This window comes from Acidovorax sp. 22279 (assembly GCF_052045435.1).
GTDB lineage: Bacteria > Pseudomonadota > Gammaproteobacteria > Burkholderiales > Burkholderiaceae_C > Acidovorax > Acidovorax delafieldii.
Genome location: NZ_JBQEOV010000014.1, coordinates 70,084 through 87,512 on the forward strand (window position 1 = coordinate 70,084; position 17,429 = coordinate 87,512).

Genomic DNA, 17,429 nt, shown 5'->3' on the forward strand with positions numbered 1-17,429 from the left:
GCCCGCCCAGAGGGGTGTCAAGCCCTTGCGGCCAAAGCGCGTCCAACCTCGTTGGTTCCCTGCGCTGCGCCACTTTGTGGTACTTGCTCGCCCGCCCGCTCCGTCACCTCGGCCAGGCGGGCGGCCAGTTGCTCGGGCACATCGGCGCCAATGCCCAGATGGATACCCTGCGTGAGGGTGATGTGGGCAGCTTCAAACGTGCCCGCACCGGCACACAGGATGGTGCGCGTGGGCGCGCTTTCGTGCGCCAGCACCAGCATGGCGGGCACCACGGCCTCGGGCTTCAAGGCGTCCAGCACTTCCTGGGGCATCAGGCCCTCGGTCATGCGCGTGGCGGCCGTGGGAGCCAGGGCGTTCACGTGGATGTTGTACTTGGCACCCTCGATAGCCAGGGTCTGCATCAGCCCCACCTGGGCCAGCTTGGCTGCGCCATAGTTGGCTTGGCCAAAGTTGCCATACAGGCCGGTGGACGAAGTGGTCATCACGATGCGGCCATATTGCTGGGCCACCATGTGCGGCCACGCGGCCTTGCAGCAGTTGGCGGCGCCCATCAGGTGCACATCCACCACCAGGCGGAAGTCATCCATGCTCATCTTGGCGAACGATTTGTCGCGCAGGATACCGGCGTTGTTGACCAGGATGTCCACCCGGCCCCAGGCGTCGATGGCCTGCTGCACCATGGCCTCGACCGCCGCAAAGTCGGTGACCGACGCGCCATTGGCCAGCGCCTCGCCGCCCGCAGCGCGGATCTCATCGACCACGGCCTGCGCCGCACCCACGGTGCCGCCGCTGCCGTCCACCGCGCCGCCCAGGTCGTTGACCAGCACCTTGGCGCCGCGCTTGGCCAGCGCCAGAGCATGCTGGCGGCCCAGGCCGCCGCCCGCGCCCGTCACGATGGCCACGCGGCCTTGGAAATCAATACCCATGGTGAAGGTTCTCCTGTTGTCTTGGTCAATCGGTCAGTGGAATAAAAACCTCTGGCACCTGCCCGAATGGGCTGGCGCCGCGCGCTGCACTGTAAGCCACAGCGCGGCCCGTGCAGGTTGCACAGGCGACTGGCTGCTCCGCCTCCTCCGGCCAAGCAGGCCGAGCACCGCACACGCCCACGCGGCACATTGGGAATAATGGGTGCCTGCGCCAGCCCCGGGGTAGCGGCCGGCGCAGTCCTCCTGAACTCATTTTTTGATAGCTGTTGGCGCATGTAACACCGGCGCTATCGGCCATTTTTACCCAAGGATCTCCCATGAAAGCAATCTGGAACGGCGTGGTAGTCGCCGAGAGCGACGACACCGTGGTGGTGGAAGGCAATCACTACTTTCCCGAAAGCGCGCTGCACCGCGACTACTTCACGTTCAGCAACCACAAGACCACCTGCGCCTGGAAGGGCCAGGCCAGCTACCTGTCGCTGCTGGTCAACGGCGAGATGAACACCGACGCTGCGTGGTTCTATGCCGACCCCAAGCCCGAGGCCGCCGAGATCAAGGGCCGCGTCGCGTTCTGGAAGGGTGTGAAGGTCACGGCCTGAAACGGCCTGCCAGCACCCTGCGCAGGTTATCCCTGCGCGCACTGGACAATCGTGTGGATAAGTTTTGGCAAGTCCTGTATGACAACGCCAAGTGCTTGATTTGCAAGGAAATGCACTGCATTGCCTTATTTTTAGGCAACCCGGTAAATCATGGCGTGAGTTATCCCGGCGCACACTGGACAATGGTGTGGATAACCTTGGATAAGCCTTGTATGGCACGCTTAAGTGGTTGATTTGCAAGGAATATCCTTGCATTGCTCAAAAAACAGGCTATTGCAGAACGTCCTTTGCCACGTGCGGCCGATACCCCTTCACAGGCATACAAACCCCCGGTTATCCCTGCCCGCACTGGACAATCTTGTGGATAACTGTGAACAAGCCTTGTATGACAGTCTTAAGTCATTGATTTACAAGGAAACTTCTTGTGCCGCTGAAAAAACAGGCAGCACGGGTGGGTAAATCGTCTGCGGTACAGTGCACGTCGGCCTCTGGTTGGCCGCTCTTTATTTCATAGCTGCCAGCACATGATCCACTAGCGCTAGCGGCCAAAAACACTCCATCTACCAGTGTCCACCACGTACCTTCAGCACAGTCCCGCCGCAGAGCGCAACCAGGGGCCCATCCTGGCACAGCTGCTGGCGTTGCTGCCCAACACCGGCGCCGCGCTGGAGATTGCCAGTGGCACCGGGCAGCACGCCGCGCACTTTGCCGCCGCCCTGCCCGGCTGGACCTGGCAGCCCACCGACCTGCAGGACACCCATTTCGCCTCCATCACCGGCTGGGCCGCGCAGGCCGGTGCCCGCAACGTGCAGGCGCCCCGGCGGCTGGACGTGCTGCACGACCGGTGGCCCAGCGACGGCCCGGCATTCGGCGCCGCGTCGTTCGACTTGGTCTATTGCGCCAACATGCTGCACATCGCCCCCTGGGCCTGCTGCACCGGGCTGATGCAGGGCGCCGCCCGGCACCTGGCGCCAGACAGCCACCTGGTCACCTACGGCCCCTACCTGGAAGACGGCGTGCCCACCGCCCCCGGCAACCTGGCCTTTGACGCCAGCCTGCGCGCGCAAGACGCCGCCTGGGGCATCCGCCGCATCGAAGACGTGATGGCGGTGGCCGCCCAGGCCGGCCTGCACCTGGCCGCGCGGCACGCGATGCCCGCCAACAACCTGCTGCTGGTGTGGACCCACGCCGCCCACCAACCCTGAAGAGACACGCCCATGACGACACCCACCGCCGCTCCCTTCTTCATCGCCAAGGTCGAGCCCGATGGCACCCAGTGCGACGCGTGGCCCGAGCAGCCGCTGCTGCTGTCCATGGAGCAAGGCGGCATCGACTGGCCCAGCTCCTGCCGCAACGGCACCTGCCGCACCTGCCTGGGCCAGCTGGTCGAAGGCACGGTGCGCTACGCCATCGAATGGCCAGGCCTCACGGCCGAAGAAAAGGAAGAAGGTTGCGTGTTGCCCTGCGTGGCCTACCCCACGTCGGACGTGGTGCTGCAGGGCAGCGCCATCTGATCTGCGTCAGGCACCGCGCCTTTCAAACACCAAGCAGGCCCTGGTGCACTAAAATCCAGAGCTTTGGGGGCACGATGCCCCTTTGACGTGCGGCAGCGCCGCATCGCATGTTCTTTGGGGCGGTTTCTTGGAGGCACCACAGTTGCCTTCGGCCACGGGGACCTGTGCTGCAGCACACCGCCAGCTGGCAACCGCCAGAGGCTCCACAGAAAGCCCCGACCTTCCATGAACACCCCCCTCACCCCCGTGCCGATCTCGCCCGTCGAGGACATCGTGGCCGAGATGCGCGCCGGGCGCATCGTCATCCTGGTGGATGAAGAAGACCGCGAAAACGAAGGCGACCTCGTCCTGGCCGCCGACCATGTGACGCCCGAGGCCATCAACTTCATGGCCCGCTTCGGCCGGGGCCTGATCTGCCTGACATTGAGCCGCGAGCGCTGCGAGTTCCTCAAGCTGCCGCCCATGGCAGCGCGCAACGGCACGGTGTACAGCACGGCGTTCACCGTCTCCATCGAAGCCGCCGAGGGCGTGACCACCGGCATCTCGGCCGCCGACCGCGCCCGCACCGTGCAGGTGGCGGTGGACCGCAACAGCCAGCCCAGCGACCTGGTGCAGCCCGGCCACATCTTCCCGCTGCAGGCGGTGGACGGCGGCGTGCTGATGCGCGCCGGCCATACCGAAGCCGGTTGCGACCTGGCCGCCATGGCGGGCTGCAGCCCCGCATCGGTGATCTGCGAGATCATGAAGGACGACGGCACCATGGCCCGCCTGCCCGATCTGCAGCTGTTTGCCGCCGAGCACGGCCTCAAGATCGGCACCATCGCGGACCTCATCGAATACCGCAGCCGCAACGAGTCGCTGGTCGAAAAGGTCGGCACGCGCGCACTGCAGACGGCGTATGGCAAGTTCACCGCCCACGCATTTCGTGACAAGCCCAGCCAGGCCGTGCACCTGGCACTGGTCAAGGGCCAGTGGAGCGCCGACGACGTGGTGCCCGTGCGTGTGCACGAGCCGCTGTCGGTGTTCGATGCGCTCGAAGTCAACCGCTCCATGCATTCCTGGGGCCTGGACACCAGCCTGCAATACCTGGCCAAACAAGGCAAGGGCGTGGCCGTGCTGCTCAATTGCGGCGAAAGCGCCTCCCAGCTGCTGGCGCAGTTTGAAGGCACCGCCCGCTCCGCCCAGGCGCCCGAGCGCGGCCGCATGGATCTGCGTACCTACGGCGTGGGCGCGCAGATCCTGCGCGAATGCGGCGTGCACAAGATGGCCCTGATGGGCCAGCCGCGCCGCATGCCCAGCATGACAGGCTACGGCCTCGAAATCACCGGCTTCATCCCCAAAGAATAAAGACAGGAACAGGATCACTATGTTTGGCGCAGACAAAGGCACCGCAGACAAACTGGACGGCAAGAAGCTGCACATCGGCATCGTGCAGGCCCGTTTCAACGAGAGCATCACCAACACCCTGGCCGCTGCCTGCCGCGCAGAGCTGCTGGCCCTGGGCGTGCAGGAAAAGCACATCAAGCATGTGCTGGTGCCCGGCGCGCTCGAAGTGCCCGTGGCCCTGCAGGCCATGGCCGAGAGCGACGAGTACGACGCGCTGATCGCGCTGGGCTGCATCGTCCGCGGCGAGACCTACCACTTCGAGCTGGTAGCCAACGAATCCGGCGCGGGCGTCACGCGCCTGTCGCTGGACTACCAGATCCCGATTGCCAACGCCATCATCACCACCGAGAACATGGAACAGGCCATCGCCCGCCAGACCGAAAAGGGCGTGGACGCGGCCCGCGTGGCGGTGGAAATGGCCAACCTGCTGGACGAACTGTCATGAGCGAAAACACCCCTACGCCATCGTCGGCACGTCCACCCAAGCAAACCCGCACCGGCCTTAAAAGCACGGGCACCCGCAAGGCCGCCTCCAAGTCCAACCGCAGCCGTGCGCGCGAATTTGCGCTGCAGGCGCTGTACCAGCACCTGGTGGGCGGCAACGACGCTACTGCCATCGATGCGTTCACGCGCGACCTGGCGGGCTTCCACAAGGCCGACTCGGCGCACTATGACGCGCTGCTGCATGGCTGCATCGAGCATGCCGCCAGCATGGACGCATTGATCACCCCGTTGCTGGACCGCAAGATGGCCGAGATCTCGCCCATCGAACACGCCACCATGTGGATCGGCGTGTACGAGTTCCAGAACTGCCTGGATGTGCCCTGGCGCGTGGTGCTCAACGAATGCATCGAACTCGCCAAGGAATTTGGCGGCACGGACGGCCACAAGTACGTGAACGCCGTGCTCAACGGCCTGGCCCCCCAACTGCGCGCCGTGGAAGTGGCAGCCGACAAGGCCGCAGGCGCGGGCGCTGCCTGACCTGCCACCGCCCCGCTGCCGCCCTGCCCGTTGAAGCGGGGCGGCTTGGTTTCTTTTCTCTCTACGCCCTCACGCCACCACGTCCACAAGGGGCCCGGTCGGGGCAGGATGCCATTCCATGAAGTTTTCCACGCGCGCCGAGCGCATTGAACCGTTCTATGTGATGGAGGTCGCCAAGGCCGCGCAGGCCCTGGCCCGCGAGGTGGCGGGCACGCGCGAACCGATGATCTTCTTGAACATCGGCGAGCCCGACTTCACCGCCCCGCCCCTGGTGCAGGAAGCCGCCGCCCGCGCCGTGCACAACGGCGCCACCCAGTACACCAACGCGCTGGGGCTGGATGCGCTGCGCGAGCGCATCAGCGGCTGGTACCAGAGCCGCTTTGGCGTCAACGTGCCTGCGCGCCGCATCGTGGTCACCGCCGGTGCATCGGCCGCGCTGCAGCTGGCGTGCCTGGCGCTCATCGAGTCGGGCGACGAAATTTTGATGCCCGACCCGAGCTACCCCTGCAACCGCCACTTTGTGAGCGCCGCAGAAGGCAAGGCCGTGCTGCTGCCCACCACGGCGGCAGAGCGCTACCAGCTGAGCGCCGACAAGGTGCGTGCGGCATGGAATGAAAAAACGCGCGGCGTGCTGCTGGCCTCGCCGTCCAACCCCACCGGCACCTCGATAGCGCCCGACGAGCTGCGCCGCATCCATGACGTGGTGCGGTCGCACGACGGCATCACGATGATCGACGAGATCTACCTGGGCCTGTCGTACGAGGAAGAGTTTGGCCACACCGCACTCACCATCGACGACAACATCATCAGCATCAACAGCTTCAGCAAATACTTCAACATGACCGGCTGGCGCCTGGGCTGGATGGTGGTGCCCGACGCGATGGTGCCCGTGGTGGAACGCCTGGCGCAGAACCTGTTCATCTGCGCCAGCACCGTGTCGCAGCATGCAGCGCTGGCCTGCTTCGAGGCCGAGAGCATTGCCGAATACGAACGCCGCCGTGCCGAGTTCAAGGCGCGGCGCGACTTCTTCATCCCCGCGCTGCAGTCGCTGGGTCTGAATGTGCCCGTGATGCCAGATGGCGCCTTCTATGCTTGGGCCGACTGCACGCAGGCCGCGCGGCACCTGGGCGTGACCGGTAGCTGGGACTTTGCGTTTGAGCTGATGCGCCGCGCGCACATCGCCGTGACACCGGGGCGCGACTTTGGAACGGCCGAGCCCGAGCGGTTTATCCGCTTCTCGACCGCCAACTCCATGGCGCAATTGCAGGAGTCCGTGGAGCGGCTGCGCAAGCTGCTCGGATGACCAAGGCGAGCGACCCCACGATGGCGTTTGAATTTCCGATCCGGATTTACTGGGAAGACACCGATGCCGGTGGCATCGTGTTCTACGCCAACTACCTCAAGTTTTTTGAGCGCGCACGCACCGAGTGGCTGCGGTCGTTGGGTGTGGGGCAACAGCAGTTGCGGGAACAAACCGGCGGCATGTTTGTCGTAACCGACGCGCAGCTGCGCTACCACCGCCCCGCACGGCTGGACGATGAACTGATTGTTACCGCCGCCCTGCAAAGCAGTGGCCGCGCATCGTTGACAATAGTGCAGCAGGCGCTCCTGAAACCAGAGCAGATGACCGACCAGCCCCCGACCTTGCTGACCGAAGGCACCATCCGCATCGGATGGGTGGATGCCGCCACCCTGCGCCCCGCCAGAATTCCAAGCACCCTCCTGGAACAACTCACACCATGAATTCCCAAAACATGTCCATCATCTCCCTGGTGCTGCACGCCAGCTGGGTGGTGCAACTCGTGATGCTGCTGCTGCTGGGCGTGTCGGTGGCCAGCTGGGCCGCCATCTTCCGCAAGCTGTTTGCCTTGAAGCGCGTGAAGACACTGAACGAGGATTTCGAGCGCGAGTTCTGGTCGGGCACCAGCCTGAACGACCTGTACGCCGCTGCCGCCCAAAACGCCAAGCAGGCAGGCCCCATGGAACGCATTTTTGCCAGCGGCATGCGTGAGTACCAGAAACTGCGCGAGCGCCGCATCACCGACCCCGGCACCTTGCTGGACGGCGCGCGCCGCGCCATGCGTGCCAGCTTCCAGCGTGAGATGGATGTGGTCGAGTCGAGCCTTTCCTTCCTGGCATCGGTCGGCTCCGTATCGCCATATGTGGGCCTGTTCGGCACCGTGTGGGGCATCATGCACGCCTTCACCGGCTTTGCAGGCATGGAACAGGTCACGCTCGCTACCGTGGCCCCAGGCATCGCCGAGGCGCTGGTCGCCACCGCCATCGGCCTGTTCTCGGCCATCCCGGCCGTGATCGCCTACAACCGCTTTGCGCGCGACATCGACCGCGTGGCCACGCACCAGGAGACCTTCATCGAAGAGTTCTCCAACATCCTGCAGCGCAACCTGGGCGCGCAGCCCGCGTCCACAGGCCACACGGCCTCGGGCCACTGATCCGGGAGGCACTCCATGCCCGCCATGGCATCCCGCGGCCGAGGCCGCCGCACCATCAACGAGATCAACATGGTCCCGTTCATTGACGTCATGCTGGTGCTGCTCATCATCTTCATGGTGACGGCGCCCATGCTCACACCCGGCGTGGTCGATGTGCCCAGCGTGGGCAAGAGCAAGAACATGCCCAAGGTAGTGGCCCAGGTCATCGTCAACAAGGATGGCACGCTGCAGTTCAAGACCCCCGAAGCCACGCGCAGCCTGAACCAGCGGGAGATTGGCGATGCCGCCAGCCGCTGGCAAAAGGGCCAGGGGCCCGAGAGCGCCGTGGTCATCAGCGCCGACAAGGGCGTGCAGTACGAAACCGTGGTGAAGGCGATGGACGCCCTGCAAAAGGCAGGCGTGCAACGCGTAGGCCTGTCGGTCAAGCAAGGCGGTTGAACCGAACCCGCCCGGCACCGCTCAGACGCCCATGCACGCCCACACCGACCGCGACCAGTTTGCCCCGCCCCGTCCACCGGCGCGCCTGCGCGCCATCACGCTGGCGGTGCTGGTGCATGCGGTGCTGATCGGCGCGTTGACCTGGGGTGTGAACTGGAAAAACACGGCCGACCAGCCTGCCGTAGAAGCTGAGTTGTGGGCCGCCGTGCCCACCCAGGCTGCGCCGCGCGCCGTGGAGCCCCCACCGCCACCGCCACCACCGCCTGTGCAGCAGGTCACCCCTCCCCCGCCCCCTGCCCCCCCAGTGCGTGCGGCCGAGCCGCCCGACACGCGTGAGGCGGACATTGCCATCGAGCGCGAGAAAAAGCGCCTGGAGCAGGAAAAGAAAGCCCGCGAACAACAGCAGCTGCGCGAAAAGCGCGAACGTGAGCGCAAGGAAGAAGAACGCCGCGACCGCCTGGAGCAGGAGAAAAAAGAGCGCCTGCAAAAAGAACGCGACAAAGAAAAGGAACAGCGCGAAAAGCAGCTGGCCGAACAGAAAAAGGCCGAGCAGGACAAGCAGAAGAAGCTGGCCGAAGACAAACGCAAGGCCGACGAGGCCGCCAAGCGCAAGGCAGAAACCGAGGCTAAGCAACTGGCTGAACAGCGTGAGGCCAACCTGCGCCGCATCCAGGGCATGGCCGGGGCCACAGGGGGCGAGAACGCCACGGGCAAAGACAAGGAGAGTCGCAGCCCCTCGGGCAGCTACGGAGGCAAGGTCGCGGCCAAGGTCAAGCCCAACATCGTGTATCCAGACGCCATCTCGGGCAACCCGCGCGCCGAGGTGGAAGTGCGGCTGTCACCCGACGGCACCATTGTGGGCAAGCGGCTGGTGCAGTCCAGCGGCAACAAGGCCTGGGACGACGCGGTGCTGCGGGCCCTGGACAAGACCGAAACATTGCCGCGCGATGTGGATGGGCGCGTGCCTCCGTCACTGACCATTGGCTTCCGGCCCCAGGACTGAGCGGAACTCCGAGCCTTGAACGGGCTTGTCCCACCGCAGCGGATCCCCGGCCCTGCCGATGCGCTGCCAAGGCCCACGCGCGACGCGCTCACCGCCTGCGACTGAAACCCCGTAGCAGTTGGCGCTGGCACGCTGGACTGAGCCGTGACCCGTGAGGCCCCAAAGCAAAGCGCCCGGCAGAACCGGGCGCTTTTTTTGGCTTTTTACGCCTGTAGCGCTAGTGGAATATGCGCTAGCAGCTATACATTCAATAGCAAATCAATCTCACTCATCAGCGGTCACGGCGCTCCATGCGGCGGTTCAGGTTCAGCGCACCCAGCGTGCAGGCAACGCCCGACAGCAGGTACACCGTCACCGCCAGCAAACCGAACTGCGACGACAGATACAGGGCCACCAGCGGAGCAAACGCTGCGCCGATGATCCAGGCCAGGTCGGCCGACAGGGCCGCACCGGTGTAGCGGTACTGGGGCGAGAAATTGGCCGTCACGGTGCCCGATGCCTGACCGTACGACAGGCCCAGCAGCACAAAGCCCAGCAGCAGGAACATGGTGCTGCCCACTTCGCCAGTGTTGAGCAGGACAGGCGCCATGAAGCTGAACACGCCGATCAGCACGGCCATGCCGCCCAGCAGCTTGCGGCGGCCCAGGTGGTCCGACAGCCAGCCCGACACCATGATGGCGCCCGCCGCGAGGAACGCGCCGACGATCTGCACGCCCAGGATCTGGGTGACAGGCTGGTCGGAGTACAGCGTGATCCATGACAGCGGGAAAACCGTGACCAGGTGGAACAGTGCAAAGCTGGCCAGCGCCGCAAAGGCGCCCAGCAACACGTTGCTGCCTTCATCACGCATGACGCGGCTCACAGGCACGGGCTGCAACTCGCGGTCCTTGAGCAGTTCGGAGTACGACTGCCCCACCACCAGGCGCAGGCGGGCAAACAGGGCCACTACGTTCACGGCAAAAGCCACAAAAAACGGATAACGCCAGCCCCAGGCCAGAAACTCTTGCACCGTGAGGCTGCTGTACAGGTAGGCAAACAGGCCCGCAGCCAGCACAAAGCCCAGAGGCGCGCCCAGCTGGCCGATCATGGCGTACCAGCCCCGGCGCTCCTTGGGGGCCGACATGGCCAGCAGCGACGGCAAGCCGTCCCACGAACCACCCAGCGCCAAGCCCTGGCCCACACGCAGGATCAGCAACGCCACGATGGCTGTAGTGCCCACATCCTTGTAGCCCGGCAAAAAGGCCATGCCCACCGTGCAGACGCCCAGCACGAACAGCGCAATGGTCAGCTTGGTGCCCCGCCCCCAGCGCCGCTGGATGGCCATGGAGATGGCGGTACCCACCGGGCGGACCACGAAGGCAACGGCCAGCAGCGCAAAGGCCATCAGCGTGCCGTCCAGGCGCGACAGGAAGGGAAACAGGAAGGACGGGAAGACAAGAACGCAGGCGATCCCGAAAACGAAGAAGTCGAAATACTCGGACGAGCGTCCGATGATCACGCCCACAGCGATTTCGCTGGGGGTGACGTCTTCATGCGTATCAGCCCGCGAGAGAGAGGCGGCGCTTTCGTGAAAACCGGCCGCAGGGTAAGTGGCAGTGGCGGGGCTGCTCATGAACATGGCTCCTTGACGTTGTGTAGCTAACTCAGACCGTTCCGTTCTACACGCAACTTCCGTGGGCGACAAGTGCGGTTTCACTATGCCGGTTGCAGGAAATGTCCTTCAAAGCCCTCGATTGCACCAAATTGGTGCAAAAACAGTCTGCGCTTTTGACCTTGGACAAAATGTCCAATCGACAAAAAAGCTAGCGCTAGTACATTCGCACACATCCCGTTATCCGCGTTTACCCTGAAACGCATTGATCGCGCTCTACACATGCTCAAACTTCCCCAACTTCGTGGGCCCACCTGGCTGCTCGCCCTGACAGCGCTAGGTAGCCTGGCAGGCTGCAGCAAGGCTGTCGTGCTCAACCCTGCCGGTGACGTCGCTGCCCAGCAGGGCCAGATGGTCATCACCGCCACGCTGCTGATGCTGATCATCATCGTGCCCGTGATCGCGCTCACCCTGCTGTTTGCCTGGAAATACCGCCAGGGCAACACCGAGGCCGAGTACGACCCGGAATGGCACCACTCCACCACGCTGGAGCTGGTGATCTGGACCGTGCCGCTGCTGATCATCATTGCGCTGGGCGCCATCACCTGGATCGGCACCCACAAGCTCGACCCCTACCGGCCTCTCGACCGCATCGACGCGCAGCGCGCCGTCCCCGCCGATGTGAAGCCGCTTGAAGTGCAGGTAGTGGCCATGGACTGGAAGTGGCTGTTCTTCTACCCCGAGCAAGGCATCGCCACCGTCAATGAAGTGGCTGCCCCGGTGGACCGCCCGATCCTGTTCAAGCTGACGGCCACGTCCACCATGAACGCGTTCTACGTGCCCGACCTGGCCGGCATGATCTACGCCATGCCCGGCATGCAGACCGAGCTGAACGCGGTGATCAACAAGCCTGGCGTGTTCAAGGGCATGTCGTCGCACTACAGCGGCGCGGGTTTCTCGGGCATGACGTTCAAGTTCCATGGCCTGAGCAACGAGGACTTTGCCCAGTGGGTGCAAAAGGCCAAGACCGAAGGCAAGCCGCTCGACAAGGGCACCTACCTGAACCTCGTCAAGCCCAGCGAACGTGATCCGGTGCAGCGCTTTGCCTCGGTGGAAGAAGGCCTGTACGACAAGGTGCTCAACCGCTGCGTCGAAGACGGAAAGATGTGCATGCACCACATGATGGCCATCGATGCCCTGGGTGGCGACGCTTACATGCGCGCTGCAGGGCTGAACCTGCCCCAGGACGTCTGCACCGTGCAAAACGCCGCCCAGGTGGTGGCCGCACTCGAAACCCGCAACGCACCGGCACCAACGACTGGCGCCAGCATCCGTCAATGAGCACTCCTATGTCCTCCGAAACCCTTTCTCCATCCCACTGGGCGCTGGGCCGCCTGAGCTGGGACGTCGTACCGATGGCGCATGAGCCCATCGTGCTGGCCACCTTCATTGCCGTGGTGTTGGGCGGCTTGGTCGTTCTGGCCGGCATCACCAAGTTCCGCCTGTGGGGCCCCCTGTGGCGCGACTGGATCTGCAGCATTGACCACAAACGCATCGGCATCATGTACATGATCCTGGGCCTGGTGATGCTGCTGCGCGGCTTTGCCGACGCCGTGATGATGCGCCTGCAGCAGGCCATGGCCTTTGGCGACAACATGGGTTACCTGCCTCCGCACCACTACGACCAGATCTTCACCGCCCACGGCGTGATCATGATCTTCTTCGTGGCGATGCCACTGGTCACCGGCCTGATGAACTACCTGGTGCCGCTGCAGATCGGCGCGCGCGACGTGTCGTTCCCGTTCCTGAACAACTTCAGCTTCTGGATGACCACGGCCGGCGCCGTGCTGGTGATGGTGTCGCTGTTCCTGGGCGAGTTCTCCACCTCCGGCTGGCTGGCACTTTCCAACCTGGGGGCGCAGAGCCCCAGCACCGGCCTGGACTACTACATCTGGGCGCTGCAGATCGCGGGGGTGGGCACGACGCTCTCGGGCATCAACCTGATCGTGACCATCATCAAGATGCGCGCACCGGGCATGAGCCTGATGAAGATGCCCGTGTTCACCTGGACCGCCCTGTGCACCAACGCACTGATCGTGGCGTCGTTCCCCGTGCTCACGGCCGCGCTGGTGCTGATGTCGCTGGACCGCTATGTCGGCACCAACTTCTTCACCAACGAGCTGGGCGGCAACCCCATGCTCTACGTGAACCTGATCTGGATCTGGGGCCACCCTGAGGTGTACATCCTGGTGCTGCCCGCGTTCGGTGTGTTCTCCGAAGTGGTCGCCACGTTCAGCAAGAAGCGCCTGTTCGGCTACACGTCCATGGTGTATGCCACGGTGTGTATCACCATCCTGTCGTACCTGGTGTGGCTGCACCACTTCTTCACCATGGGTTCGGGTGCCAGCGTGAACACCTTCTTCGGTATCACGACGATGATCATCTCGATCCCCACGGGGGCGAAGATCTTCAACTGGCTGTTCACCATGTACAAGGGCCGCATCCGCTTCGAGCTGCCCATGATGTGGACCGTGGCGTTCATGGTCACGTTCGCCATCGGTGGCATGACGGGCGTGCTGCTGGCCGTGCCCCCGGCCGACTTCGTGCTGCACAACAGCCTGTTCCTGATCGCCCACTTCCACAACGTGATCATCGGCGGCGTGGTGTTTGCCATGTTTGCCGGCATCAACTACTGGTACCCCAAGGCGTTTGGCTACAAGCTGGACCGCACCTGGGGCGTGCGCTCCTTCTGGCTGTGGCTGGTGGGCTTCTGGGTGGCGTTCACGCCGCTGTATGTGCTGGGCCTGATGGGTGTCACCCGCCGTGCCAACCACTTCGAAGACCAGTCGCTGCAGATCTGGTTCGTCATCGCTGCCATCGGCGCGGCCATGATTGCCGCTGGCATTGGCTGCTTCCTGATCCAGCTGGTGGTCAGCTTCCTCAAGCGCGAACAACTGCGCGACTGGACGGGCGACCCCTGGGACGGCCGCACGCTGGAATGGGCCACCTCTTCGCCTCCACCCAACTACAACTTCGCCTTCACCCCCGTGGTGCACGAGATCGACGCGTGGTGGGACATGAAGAAGCACGGATACAAGCGCCCTCTGGCGGGCTTCCAGCCCATCCACATGCCTGCCAACACCGGCGCCGGCGTGGTGATCTCGGGGCTGTCGCTGGTGTTCGGCTTTGCACTGATCTGGCACATGTGGCTGCTGGCGGGCGTCTCGTTTGCGGCCGTCATTCTGGCCGCCATCATCCACACGTTCAACTACAAGCGTGACTTCTACATCCCGGCATCCGAAGTGATCTCCACCGAAGAAGCCCGCACACTCCAACTGGCCCGCCATGTCTGATATCCGCATCCACGCTGGCGCCGCAGCAGGCGCCCTGGCCCCGCGCGAGTACCACCTCGCGCACGAGCCCCACCCTGAAAACGGCACGGCCCTGGGTTTCTGGCTGTACCTGATGAGCGACTGTCTCATCTTTGCAGCACTGTTCGCCACTTACGGCGTGCTGGGCCGCAGCTATGCCGCAGGCCCCACCGGCGCGCAGCTGTTCGACCTGACCCTGGTGGCCATCAACACCGCCTTCCTGCTGCTGTCGTCCATCACCTTCGGTTTTGCCATGCTGCGCAAGCAGCTGGGCGACGTGAAGGGCACGCTGCTGTGGCTGGCGGTCACGGGCGTGTTTGGCCTGTGCTTCCTGGGCCTGGAGCTGTATGAGTTCTCCCACCTGCTGCACGAGGGCGCAGGCCCGCAGCGCAGTGCCTTCCTGTCGGCGTTCTTCACGCTGGTGGGCACCCACGGCCTGCACGTCACCTTCGGCCTGATCTGGCTGGTGGTGCTGATGGTCCAGATTGGCAAGCATGGCCTGATCCCCGAGAACAACCGCCGCCTGATGTGCCTGTCCATGTTCTGGCACTTCTTGGACGTGGTCTGGATCGGCGTTTTCACCTTTGTGTACCTGATGGGGGTGCTGTAAATGAGCGCACAACACGCAACACACGCGCACGATGCGCATGGGCATGACGATCACCACCACGACGCAGGCCCCCACAGCACCTTTTCGGGCTATGTGATGGGGTTTGTGTTGTCCGTCATCCTCACGGCCATTCCCTTCTGGCTGGTGATGGCCAAGGTGATTGCGGACCGCAACACGGCTGTGCTGGTGCTGGGCGGCTTCGCCGTGATCCAGATCCTGGTGCACATGGTGTTCTTCCTGCACATGAACGGCAAGATCGAAGGCGGCTGGACGCTGCTGTCCACCATCTTCACCGTGGTGTTCGTGGCCATCGCCATCGCGGGGACCTTGTGGGTGATGTTCCACATGAATGCCAACATGATGCCCGAGCACCCCACGCCCACGCCGCCCACGCACGAGGCGCCTGGACACTCCACGCCCTGATGCCTGCAGGCCCCACCACCATGGCACTGCCGCGCCGGGGGTTGCGCCGCGCAGTCCTGCTGGTGCTGGGCATGGCTCTGTTCCTGGGCTTTGTGTCGCTGGGCACCTGGCAGGTCCAGCGCCGTGCCTGGAAGCTGGATCTCATCGAAAGAGTAGACCGACGGGTGCACGCCGCACCAGCCGCCTTGCCCCCTGTGGAGCAATGGTCTGACATCCGTGCCGCACAGCATGAGTACCTGCCGGTGGTCTTTCAGGGCCACTGGCTGCCCGGCAAAACGGTGCTGACGCAGGCGGTCACCGAGCTGGGCGCGGGGTTCTGGGTAATGACGGCCCTGCAACGGGATGACGGTACCCAGGTGCTGGTGAACCGGGGCTTTGTGCCCCAGGAGCAACGCGCCCAATGGCTGGAGGCCCAGCCACCCGCCGATGGTACGGCCACCGTCCAGGGGCTGTTGCGCATGCCGGAGCCGGGCGGCGGCTTTCTGCGCACCAACGACCCGGCGCAACAGCGCTGGTACTCGCGCGACGTGGCGGCCATCAGCAGCGCGCTTGGCCTGCCCCGGGCAGCTCCATTTTTTGTGGACGCCGGACTTCCGGGTACCGCAGCGGCTTCTTCAGCCGCCTCCGGCTGGCCCCGCGCTGGCCTGACCGTCATCCGGTTCCACAACAGCCACCTGGTGTACGCCCTGACCTGGTATGGTCTTGCGCTCATGGTTGTCGTTGCCGGCTGGTATGTGGCACGCTATGAGCGCCGCCTGGGCGCACGGGCCACCAGCCGCCTACTGACCAACGATGAACACCCTCCCACAACGCCCTGACCCTGCGCTGGCCACTGCGCCGCGCAATGCACGTTCCGCCGACGCCGCCGCCGGGATCAAGAACCTCCAGCAACTGATCGAGCTGCGCTGGATTGCAGTGGTGGGCCAGGTGTTCACCATCGAGATGGCGCACTACAGCCTGGGCTTGAAGCTGCCGCTGCAGGAGATGCTGCTCGTGGTCGGCTGCCTGGCGGTCTTCAACGTGGTGAGCCTGCTGCGCCTGCGCACGGGCCGCGCGGTGCGCAATGTGGAGCTGTTTCTGGCGCTGCTGATCGACGTGGCGGTGCTCACGGTGCAGCTGTACCTGAGCGGTGGCACCAGCAACCCCTTCGTGTTTTTGTACCTGTTGCAGATCACGCTTGGCGCCGTGCTGCTGCGCGGTGCCTACATCTGGTCCATCGTGATCATCACCGTCCTGTGCTTTGCGGCGCTGGCAGATCACCACCTGCCACTGGCCCTGCCCCAGGATCTGCACCAGGGCCTGTCGAGCCTGTATGTGCTTGGGCTGCTGGTGTGTTTTGTGCTCAACGCCACGCTGGTGATGGTGTTCATCACCCGCATCAACCGCAACCTGCGCGAGCGCGATGCCCGCCTGGCGGCCGCACGCCGGCGCCGTGTGGAAGAAGAACACATCGTGCGCATGGGCCTGTTGGCGTCCGGCGCTGCGCACGAACTGGGCACCCCGCTGTCCACCCTTGCGGTGATCCTGGGCGACTGGCAACACGACAAGCGACTGGCCAGCAACGCCGCGCTCAAGGAAGACATTGCCGAGATGCAGACCCAGGTGCAACGGTGCAAGAGCATCGTGAGCGGCATCCTGCTCTCGGCGGGTGAAACGCGCGGCGAGGCGTCGGTGCAGACCACTGTGCGCAAGTTTGTCGATGCGCTGGCACAGGAGTGGCGCAGCACCCGCACGATCCCCCAGTTTGACTACGACAACGACTTCGGCACCGACACGTCCATGGTGTCGGACACCACCCTCAAGCAAATGGTTTTCAATGTGCTGGACAATGCACGCGACGCCTCGCCAGGCTGGGTGCGGCTGGCGGTCACGCGCAATGCCGACGCCCTGTGCATGACTGTGACCGATGCCGGCCCCGGCTTTGCGCCCGACATGCTGTCCAAACTGGGTACGCCCTACCAGTCCTCCAAAAACCGCCCTGGCGGAGGGTTGGGGCTGTATCTGGTGCTGAACGTGGCCCGAACCCTGGGTGGCAGCGTGGAGGCGCGCAACCGTCCCGAAGGGGGCGCACAGGTGACCATCGAATTGCCCCTGGCCTCGATTGCGCTCCCCCCGAAGGTATGAATGAACGAAA

The 17,429-nt window shown here is 64.4% G+C and carries 19 protein-coding genes; 17 read left to right on the forward strand and 2 right to left on the reverse strand.

What is annotated here, in order from left to right:
- Nucleotides 1–17: 17 nt before the first annotated feature.
- Nucleotides 18–926: an SDR family oxidoreductase gene (locus tag ACTJKQ_RS18245; protein ID WP_099730762.1), complete on the reverse strand. Its 909-nt coding sequence runs from the start codon at nt 924–926 to the stop codon at nt 18–20.
- A gap of 317 nt (nt 927–1,243) precedes the next feature.
- On the opposite strand from ACTJKQ_RS18245, the gene ACTJKQ_RS18250 reads away from it, so the two are divergent.
- The 11 genes from ACTJKQ_RS18250 (at nt 1,244) to tolA (ending at nt 9,300) form a co-directional block, all read left to right on the forward strand.
- On the forward strand, nt 1,244–1,525 hold the full coding sequence (locus ACTJKQ_RS18250; RefSeq protein WP_056064826.1) for a DUF427 domain-containing protein: 282 nt from the start codon (nt 1,244–1,246) through the stop codon (nt 1,523–1,525).
- A gap of 566 nt (nt 1,526–2,091) precedes the next feature.
- Nucleotides 2,092–2,730, forward strand: a complete 639-nt coding sequence (locus ACTJKQ_RS18255) for a DUF938 domain-containing protein (RefSeq protein WP_440597659.1) — start codon at nt 2,092–2,094, stop codon at nt 2,728–2,730.
- 12 nt (nt 2,731–2,742) lie between these two features.
- Nucleotides 2,743–3,039 carry a 2Fe-2S iron-sulfur cluster-binding protein gene (locus ACTJKQ_RS18260; protein WP_056064834.1) on the forward strand — a complete coding sequence of 99 codons (297 nt, stop codon included), beginning with the start codon at nt 2,743–2,745 and terminating at the stop codon, nt 3,037–3,039.
- Nucleotides 3,040–3,264: 225 nt separating this feature from the next.
- Entirely contained in the window at nt 3,265–4,386 is a 1,122-nt protein-coding gene (gene ribBA, locus ACTJKQ_RS18265) for a bifunctional 3,4-dihydroxy-2-butanone-4-phosphate synthase/GTP cyclohydrolase II (RefSeq protein WP_395453593.1), read from the forward strand.
- Nucleotides 4,387–4,405: 19 nt separating this feature from the next.
- Nucleotides 4,406–4,870: a 6,7-dimethyl-8-ribityllumazine synthase gene (gene ribH / locus ACTJKQ_RS18270; protein ID WP_395453591.1), complete on the forward strand. Its 465-nt coding sequence runs from the start codon at nt 4,406–4,408 to the stop codon at nt 4,868–4,870.
- Nucleotides 4,867–5,406, forward strand: coding sequence for a transcription antitermination factor NusB (nusB, locus tag ACTJKQ_RS18275; protein ID WP_056064843.1), 540 nt, complete (start codon nt 4,867–4,869; stop codon nt 5,404–5,406). Before ribH ends, nusB begins: the two co-directional genes overlap by 4 nt.
- A 118-nt stretch (nt 5,407–5,524) precedes the next feature.
- Complete coding sequence (locus ACTJKQ_RS18280) at nt 5,525–6,709, forward strand: pyridoxal phosphate-dependent aminotransferase (RefSeq protein ID WP_395453589.1); 1,185 nt, start codon at nt 5,525–5,527, stop codon at nt 6,707–6,709.
- A 20-nt stretch (nt 6,710–6,729) separates the two neighbouring features.
- On the forward strand, nt 6,730–7,149 hold the full coding sequence (gene ybgC, locus ACTJKQ_RS18285) for a tol-pal system-associated acyl-CoA thioesterase (RefSeq protein WP_056065182.1): 420 nt from the start codon (nt 6,730–6,732) through the stop codon (nt 7,147–7,149).
- Nucleotides 7,146–7,859, forward strand: coding sequence for a protein TolQ (gene tolQ / locus ACTJKQ_RS18290; RefSeq protein ID WP_015015035.1), 714 nt, complete (start codon nt 7,146–7,148; stop codon nt 7,857–7,859). The genes ybgC and tolQ overlap by 4 nt, the downstream gene beginning before the upstream one ends.
- A 15-nt stretch (nt 7,860–7,874) precedes the next feature.
- Complete coding sequence (locus ACTJKQ_RS18295; RefSeq protein ID WP_056064849.1) at nt 7,875–8,297, forward strand: ExbD/TolR family protein; 423 nt, start codon at nt 7,875–7,877, stop codon at nt 8,295–8,297.
- Between the two features lie 31 nt (nt 8,298–8,328).
- Nucleotides 8,329–9,300, forward strand: coding sequence for a cell envelope integrity protein TolA (gene tolA, locus ACTJKQ_RS18300; protein ID WP_056747025.1), 972 nt, complete (start codon nt 8,329–8,331; stop codon nt 9,298–9,300).
- A 271-nt stretch (nt 9,301–9,571) separates the two neighbouring features.
- On the opposite strand, the gene ACTJKQ_RS18305 is transcribed toward tolA, so the two are convergent.
- Entirely contained in the window at nt 9,572–10,912 is a 1,341-nt protein-coding gene (locus tag ACTJKQ_RS18305) for an MFS transporter (protein ID WP_056065185.1), read from the reverse strand.
- Nucleotides 10,913–11,173: 261 nt separating this feature from the next.
- Between ACTJKQ_RS18305 and cyoA the strand changes: the two genes are divergently transcribed.
- From cyoA to ACTJKQ_RS18335, 6 genes are read left to right on the forward strand one after another with little or no spacing between them, the layout of a single operon-like run.
- Complete coding sequence (cyoA, locus tag ACTJKQ_RS18310; RefSeq protein WP_116747559.1) at nt 11,174–12,232, forward strand: ubiquinol oxidase subunit II; 1,059 nt, start codon at nt 11,174–11,176, stop codon at nt 12,230–12,232.
- Nucleotides 12,233–12,240: 8 nt separating this feature from the next.
- Complete coding sequence (gene cyoB / locus ACTJKQ_RS18315) at nt 12,241–14,244, forward strand: cytochrome o ubiquinol oxidase subunit I (protein ID WP_440597660.1); 2,004 nt, start codon at nt 12,241–12,243, stop codon at nt 14,242–14,244.
- Nucleotides 14,237–14,872, forward strand: coding sequence for a cytochrome o ubiquinol oxidase subunit III (cyoC, locus tag ACTJKQ_RS18320; RefSeq protein WP_015015041.1), 636 nt, complete (start codon nt 14,237–14,239; stop codon nt 14,870–14,872). Before cyoB ends, cyoC begins: the two co-directional genes overlap by 8 nt.
- Nucleotides 14,873–15,295 (forward strand): cytochrome o ubiquinol oxidase subunit IV, encoded by a 423-nt coding sequence (cyoD, locus tag ACTJKQ_RS18325; protein ID WP_056064862.1) that lies wholly within the window; start codon nt 14,873–14,875, stop codon nt 15,293–15,295. It begins immediately after the preceding gene.
- 20 nt (nt 15,296–15,315) lie between these two features.
- Complete coding sequence (locus ACTJKQ_RS18330) at nt 15,316–16,113, forward strand: SURF1 family protein (RefSeq protein WP_440597661.1); 798 nt, start codon at nt 15,316–15,318, stop codon at nt 16,111–16,113.
- Nucleotides 16,088–17,419: an ATP-binding protein gene (locus ACTJKQ_RS18335; protein ID WP_260668022.1), complete on the forward strand. Its 1,332-nt coding sequence runs from the start codon at nt 16,088–16,090 to the stop codon at nt 17,417–17,419. The genes ACTJKQ_RS18330 and ACTJKQ_RS18335 overlap by 26 nt, the downstream gene beginning before the upstream one ends.
- Nucleotides 17,420–17,429 lie beyond the last annotated feature (10 nt).